Consider the following 6,803-nt stretch of genomic DNA (forward strand, 5'->3'; position numbering starts at 1 on the left):
AACGGACAATTTCGCCCAAGTTGGAAACGGAAGCGGCTTGCCGGCGGCAACAGCGTCGGTTTGCCCGTGAGCCGGAGAACTCAGAAATTACTTCGGTTGCTGTAATCCTGGCGAGCGCAGCCATTCGTTTAGATGCGCCCCGGTCTCCGCCAAACGGGCCCTTCTAAGGAGGACTTCGCGCTCGATACTAGCTGGCAGGCGATTAGCCTGATCTTTGAGCTTTGTGGCTAGTTCGGCTAATCGTTCCTCAAGCGAGCTGGTTTGCTTCACTCTGCTACGGCGCTCTGGCATGGCGCGCTCCTTGTTGACGACTCTCTCAACGTCAGAAGGTAAGTTCAGTTCCGCGATCGGAACGATTCAGCTATTTTGGCCTGCGGCGGGTCAGTCTGACCGCGTCGGCTCTGGGTCAAAAGCGGGCGTGCCGGAGCGCGCCGCTGGCGTCCGATAAGCGCCCTTAACGGACTCCAGCTTTCGGCTGTAGCTCTTCGAGAGCGCGCTTCAGACCCGAGGGCGTCAAACTGTAGGCCACGTCGGGCAGCGAAAGCGTGGTGCTGGAGAGCCATCCAAGCTCTTTGAGCCTGTCATAGGGGCGATGATCGACATTGCTGTTTGCGCGCACGCTATGCCCGTTGGCGTGGATATGTTGCAGAAGCGTGATGTCGTTGTCTGTCGACTGCATTGTGACAGGTCTCCAAATCAGGATGCAGCATAGTGCGCGCCGGCGCTTTAGTCGATCCGATGGCGTCGGTACGGGCCCATCTCGACGCGGAAAAGTCTTTCACTACTCGGAAGGGCGAACACGCCCGCGAACCGCGCAAACTGCAGCTTCTATGAAAGCGCCAGAATCGCCCGTAATTTCTCTTCCAATTGTTCGATTGAAAACGGCTTGCCGATTGCTGGCGCGTTTCTGAACTCTTCCTCAAGTGACGGTCCGCCGTAGCCGGTGCTGAACAGGAAAGGAATTCTCCGCTCGCGCAGGATGCGCGCTACCGGGAAGACACGTTCACCTGCCAGGTTCACGTCAAGGAGCGCAAGATCGAACGATGCCCCGCTGGCAAGTTCGCACGCCTTTGGCACGTGGGCGGCCGAGGCGACCACCTTCAAGCCCAATTCCTCGAGCATGTCTTCGATCATGAGGGCCACCAAGCCCTCATCTTCGACCAGGAGCACCCTGGCGCCCGGCAACTCAACCATTGGAAGCGGCAGCCGCAACGGGAAACACCATACGGCAGCGGGTGCCCTCCGGTTCGAATACCAGATCGAACTCCCCGGCGAGGTCATGCTCGACGCAACGCTCCATCAGCCGCGTGCCGAACCCGCGCCGCTTTGGCGGGGTAACAGGTGGTCCGCCAACTTCCCGCCATTCGCACTCCAGCACGCCCTGTGAGCGCTCGCCGGCACCGATCCGCCAGGTGAGCGAAACTGATCCTTTCGGCACCGAGAGTGCGCCGTACTTCACCGCATTGGTCAGAAGCTCGTTGAGCACCATGGTGATGCTCAGGGCCATGCGCGCGTCTAGATCGACGTGCGGGCCGCCAGTCACCACCCGTCCGCCCGACACCGGAGCGATGACATCGTGGACCAGCTTTTCGAAAGGCGCATCCTGCCAGTTTCGCTTCGTCAGCAAGTCATGTGCGCGGGCGAGCGCGAGCAGCCGTCCCATGAAGGTCGGCAGAAACTCCTGCAGATCGCCGGCATGACGAGCGGTCTGGTTCGCGAGGGACTGCACCGTGGCCAAGGTGTTTTTCACGCGGTGGTTTAGCTCGTCGATGAGAACTTTCTGTGCGTTCTCGGCGTTCTTCCGCTCGCTGATGTCGACGAGCATGTTGATGGCGCCGACCAAGTTACCGGCGGCGTCGCGCAGGGGCGTCGGATAGGGAATGAACGGCACGCGTCGTCCATCCGGACGCTCCGCCACCGCTTCGGCACCACGGACCGGCCGGTTTTCGCGGAGCGCGACAGCCATGGGGCATTCATTGTGCGGCAGCGGTGAGCCGTCCGGCCAATAGAGTTTCCAGGTCACACACCACTCGTCGCCGGGCTGGGGAGTTCTTCCAGCCATCTCGACCGCTGCACGATTATAGAAATTAATGCGGCCCTCGGCGTCGGTCGTGTAGATGGCTGCCGGCAACGCTTCGAGGAGATCGCGCATGCGCTGCTCGCCTTCGCGCAGTCGGTCCTCCAGCTGCTTGGTGGCGGTGACATCCTGTGCGACGCGCACGCCGTAAAGGAAGCGGCCTTCCGAATCGCGCACCGACGAACTGAAGATGTCGAGATGGCGCACGGATCCGTCGGGCCGCAGTGCGCGCTTGCGAACCGTGTAGTTCTCGATGTCGCCACGGACCTGGCGCGCGTAAAGCTCGGCGTCCTCGGTCTGGTCGTCGGGATGGGTATAGTCGAAGAAGGTCATCCGCAACAGCTCGTCGCGCGAACGCGCGGAGATGCGGCAGAGGGAATCGTTCACCCGCAAGAAGCGGCCGTTCTCGTCGGTCTCGGAGATGCCGACGCTAGCGGCCTCATAAGTCGCCGCGAGCCGGGCTTCACTGGCGCGGCGTGCCTCTTCGGCGGCATGCAATTCGCTGACGTCGGTGGTGAAGCAGCGCGTGTTGACAAACTTGCCGTCCGCAAAACGGCTGTTCGACGTAATCAGGGCGTGCTTGACAGAGCCATCACGCGCCCTCAGTCGCGCAGGATAGCGATCGAGCGGCTCGCCACATGATAGGCGCTGAAGGATATCGCCGATCACCGGCGCGTCGACATGAAACTCGGCGACGTGGCGACCAATGTACTCCTCGGGCCTGTACCCGAGCAGATCCAGTTCGGCTTTATTGGCGCGAAGGATGATCCCTTCTCCGCTGACGATATGTAGGCCCACCGCGCCGTTGTCGAAGAAATCCTCCAGGTCCTGCGTCTTCCGGCGGACGTCCTCCTCGACCTGCTTACGTCCGGTGATGTCCTGGAAGCAATTGATGGCGCCCTGGATCCGGCCAGAATGGTCGCGCAACGCGCGGATGTTGACCAGGGCCGAGAAGCGAGAGCCATCCGGCCGCGCCATTATCACTTCGGCATTGCGCGTCGGCGTTCCCACACGGATCGCGGTGGCCATGGGACAGTCGGCATGGGCAAGCGGAGTTCCATCGAGCAGATAGAGCTGGTGTGAACCGCAGAAGCGCTCTTTCCTGGCGATATCAGGTGTTCGCCCCCACAATTCCAAGGCCTCGGTGTTGAAGGCGACGAGCACTCCCTCCGCGTCACAGAGATAGACTGCGCCGGGAATGGCATCGAGCGCGGCGTGACCGGCAGCGACCAGCGCCTCGAACTCCGTGGGCCGGTGGCGGGCGGAGAGCGGGAATTCTTCGACGTTTGACATGCGCTCGGCTCTCGGGGGGCCAGAGGAGCGACGGTCCGATCCGGCCCTCGCTTGAGATGAACATGGGCGGACGCCCCCTGCGGCCCACCGAACCGTCCCCAACGTACGTCGCGCCATTTGGTTCCATAGTGGATCGCTGGAGTCCGCTTCGGGTCAAAATGCGAAGAACTCACCCTGAGCAAATGTAGTCCGCGTCTCTCCGCTCAGCAGACCCGGATGAGACATGCCGCCACTTCGCAAATGGGCCACGAGCGGAGGCCTGTCTCAGTTGCAAGACGAGCGCCCACTGACGCGGCCTTACTTTCGTTACTGATCGGGTAGGCGGAAGCCCCTTCAATTTGATGTGCTGTGGAGCCTCACATCGTGTTTGCCTAGATGCTATCGCCTGCCGGGCCTCACTACTGCAGTGTCGGTCTTGGGGCTGAACGGTTCCGGCAAAGAGAGCACCACCGTAATGTCCTCATCCTTGTTCTTCGGGATGAAGTTCGGCCCTCTTTGCGATCAGCTCTGCGCGTCAGTTGGTCAATGTCGTCGCAATCTCATCATTCATGCGGGGAAGCCATCTCTCTGTATCGATCGATCTTCTTGTCGAAATCGATGCACTTCGCACACAGGGGCCGCCCGGTTGCGGGTCTACAAAGTTCCTTAATTTAACAAATGATCAGAGCGTTCCAAACGCAGAGTGGCCACGTGTAGCTGCCGCGCTACAGCAAATCCGGTGAGTTAGGCTAGCGTTTGCCACCGCTTTTGAAACCTGAGAGACCCAAAATGAAAAAGTTCCTTCTCGCTACTGTCGCCTTTACCGCCCTCGCGGGTACAGCATCGGCAGCTGATATGGCCGCGCGTCCTTACACCAAAGCTCCACCGATGGCGGCCTCGCCGATCTACAACTGGACCGGCTTTTACATCGGCGGTCACGTCGGCGGCGCATTCGGCGGCAGCAACAACATTCTGGCCCCCGGCTTCACCGGCACCAGCAGCAACGATGGTGTGTTCATGGGCGGCGCGCAGGTCGGTTACGACCATCAGTTCTCGCCGAACTGGGTGCTGGGCATTGAAGCGAACTACAGCTTCCTCGACACCAACAACAATCCCTTCGTCAACCGTGGGCTCGGTTCGGTCACCGGTCGCCTCGGCTACACCTGGGGTCCGGCGTTGCTGTACGTCAAAGGCGGTTATGCCTGGGCTGACTCCCGCCTGACGAACGGTTTCGGCGGTGGCACCTTCACCAACAATGGCGGTGGTCGCGACGGCTACACCGTAGGCGCGGGTCTCGAATATATGTTCGCCCAGAACTGGTCAGGCAAGGTCGAATACCAGTACTATGACTTCGGCACGCGGAACGCTCTCTTCACCAGCGCCGCTGGTGTTGTTACCGCCGTCGGCTTCCGCAATGACGAGCACACCATCAAGGCCGGCCTGAACTATCGGTTCAATTGGGGCGCGGCGTCGGCTTCTCGTTACTGACGGCTCACAGAATATACTTAAAGGGCCAGCCATAGGGCTGGCCCTTTCTCATAAGCCGGTGACTGGCGCGAGGATTGCGTCTCTATCGGCTTGAGATTTGGATCTGACCCGCTTCTGATGCAGTTCGCTGGGGGGTGCGGTTCTTGACGGTCGCCGGAACCAAGGGCGAGCATCAGGGCAGCAGTCGCTCTTCCTTGGCTTGTTTGAACCACTTCCGGAACATGTCCTCGGTGTCCATCATCTCGGTGAAGCCGGCGCGGTTGATCTTCACGGTTGAGACGATGGAGGGCGGACCGAATTCGGTGTGGCCGTAGCGCATACTGTAATCGGCGTATTGGAACGAGAGGCCGACGAATTCAGCCAGCGCAGGCGATACGAGGTCGTGCTTGCGCCGCAACGCGTCCCAAGGGCCGACCCAGGATGGAAACTCCCTCGCGAGTGAAAGCGGGACCGGCTTGCCCGGCTTCATCTCCAGTGCATCCGCGACCGCAGGCCAGATGTTCTCCCAGGTAAAGACGTCGCCATTGGTCACGTTGAAGGCCTCGTTCCGCGCGGCCTCGGCCTCGCCCGACCAGGCGATGGCGCGGGCGAGGAGATCGACATCGACCGCCTGCCCCACCCGCGCGGCGCCGCCGGGGTAATCGAGCGGCCTGGCCTGCTCCCGCAGCATCGCGGCATAGACGCCGAGCGGCGGAATCAGGTCCATGGCGCCGCCCATGGCGAGGCCGACGATCAGCACCGGCCGCAGGATGCTCCAATGCCAATCCTTGCCGGGTTGGAGGTCGCGCAAGAAGTTCTCCTGCGCCCAGTAGAAGTTGGGCTGCTCGTACATTTCGGAGCGGCCTTCGCGGGCGGGCACGGTCAAGGGGCGAACGTGGACACCGTAGGCCTTGGTGCCCTGCAGCAGGGCGACATGCCTGAGGCCGGGCGCCACAGGCTCGAGTGCACCCATCAGATTGCGCAGCATCAGGTCGTTGGTCTTGATCTGCTGCGAGTCGCGCCAGCCGTCGACAAGCTGCGGCGCCTCGTAGAGCGCGGCGTAGATCAGATGCGTCGCGCCGCTCAGTTCCGAGGCGGCGCGACGGCAATCCGCTGCGCTGGTCAGGTCGATCGGGACATGGCGGGCACCGTAGAGATCGCGCGGCTTCCGCCGCGACAGGGCAATGACATCGCACCCGCGCGAAATGCCGAAGTGTCGCAACGCGGCATTGCCGACGAGACCGCTCGCTCCGGCAACCACGACCGTCTTGCCCGTCATGCGCGAGCCTCCCTGGTTTTTGCGCGACTGAATAGCAGATCGCGTGCCGACCCGACTTGCGTCAGGCCGGCGTTCGCAGCTGCGAGGTGCCCGTGAGGCTTGAGACTTGAGGCTTGATTCTGGCCAAGCGCCCGGTCATCCTCGCTAGCGGAACCGCAACGATCGGAATTCCATCAACGAGTGCCCCTCAAGGGCCGTTCGGAAACGCCACACCGTCTCAACAGAACACGTCGAGCGTCGACGACGACAAGACGACACCAAGATCGTTCCCTGGTCGAAGCATCGACTTAACGGAGGGAAGCGCATGGAACGTCGTAAATTCCTCACGGCAGGCGGATTGGGCCTGGCCGCGAGTGCCGTCGCTGCGCCGGCGATCGCGCAGTCGATGCCCGAGATCAAATGGCGATATGCCGCGAGCTGGCCGAAGGCGCTGGATACGCTCTACGGCGGCTGCGAGTATTTCGCCAAGCGCGTCGCCGAGATCACCGACAATCGTTTCCAGATCCAGGCATTCGCCGCAGGTGAGATCGTGCCGGGCCTGCAGGTGCTCGACGCCGTCGCCAACGGCACGGTCGAGATGGGCAACACTGCGCTGTACTATTATTGGGGCAAGAACCCCGCTTTCACGTTCGGTACGGCGCTGCCGTTCGGATTGAACACGCGCCAGCACATTTCGTGGCTGCAGTGGGGCGGCGGTCAAGACCTGAT

General features: G+C 61.8%; 6 protein-coding genes (1 of these 6 cut by a window edge). 2 read left to right on the forward strand and 4 right to left on the reverse strand.

What is annotated here, in order from left to right; genetic code table 11:
• Positions 1–454: 454 nt before the first annotated feature.
• From IVB31_RS14890 to IVB31_RS14900, 3 genes are all read right to left on the reverse strand, one after another.
• Positions 455–679, reverse strand: coding sequence for a hypothetical protein (locus tag IVB31_RS14890; RefSeq protein WP_247323344.1), 225 nt, complete (start codon positions 677–679; stop codon positions 455–457).
• A 149-nt stretch (positions 680–828) separates the two neighbouring features.
• A complete protein-coding gene (locus IVB31_RS14895) occupies positions 829–1,194 on the reverse strand; it encodes a response regulator (RefSeq protein ID WP_247323346.1) in 366 nt (121 codons plus the stop codon).
• Complete coding sequence (locus IVB31_RS14900; protein ID WP_247323348.1) at positions 1,187–3,370, reverse strand: PAS domain S-box protein; 2,184 nt, start codon at positions 3,368–3,370, stop codon at positions 1,187–1,189. The genes IVB31_RS14895 and IVB31_RS14900 overlap by 8 nt, the downstream gene beginning before the upstream one ends.
• Positions 3,371–4,138: 768 nt before the next feature.
• Here IVB31_RS14900 and IVB31_RS14905 point away from each other — a divergent pair.
• A complete protein-coding gene (locus tag IVB31_RS14905) occupies positions 4,139–4,837 on the forward strand; it encodes an outer membrane beta-barrel protein (RefSeq protein ID WP_247323349.1) in 699 nt (232 codons plus the stop codon).
• A gap of 172 nt (positions 4,838–5,009) precedes the next feature.
• Here IVB31_RS14905 and IVB31_RS14910 read toward each other — a convergent pair whose 3' ends face one another.
• Entirely contained in the window at positions 5,010–6,095 is a 1,086-nt protein-coding gene (locus tag IVB31_RS14910) for an NAD-dependent epimerase/dehydratase family protein (protein ID WP_247323350.1), read from the reverse strand.
• 304 nt (positions 6,096–6,399) lie between these two features.
• On the opposite strand from IVB31_RS14910, the gene IVB31_RS14915 reads away from it, so the two are divergent.
• Positions 6,400–6,803, forward strand: partial view of an ABC transporter substrate-binding protein gene (locus IVB31_RS14915; protein ID WP_247323351.1) — the 5' end (the start) only. Its footprint extends 685 nt past the window's final position; only the first 404 of its 1,089 coding nucleotides appear in the window; it begins with the start codon at positions 6,400–6,402; its stop codon lies off the right edge, out of view.

The sequence above is a fragment of the Bradyrhizobium sp. 21 genome (genome assembly GCF_023073335.1).
Lineage (GTDB): Bacteria > Pseudomonadota > Alphaproteobacteria > Rhizobiales > Xanthobacteraceae > Bradyrhizobium.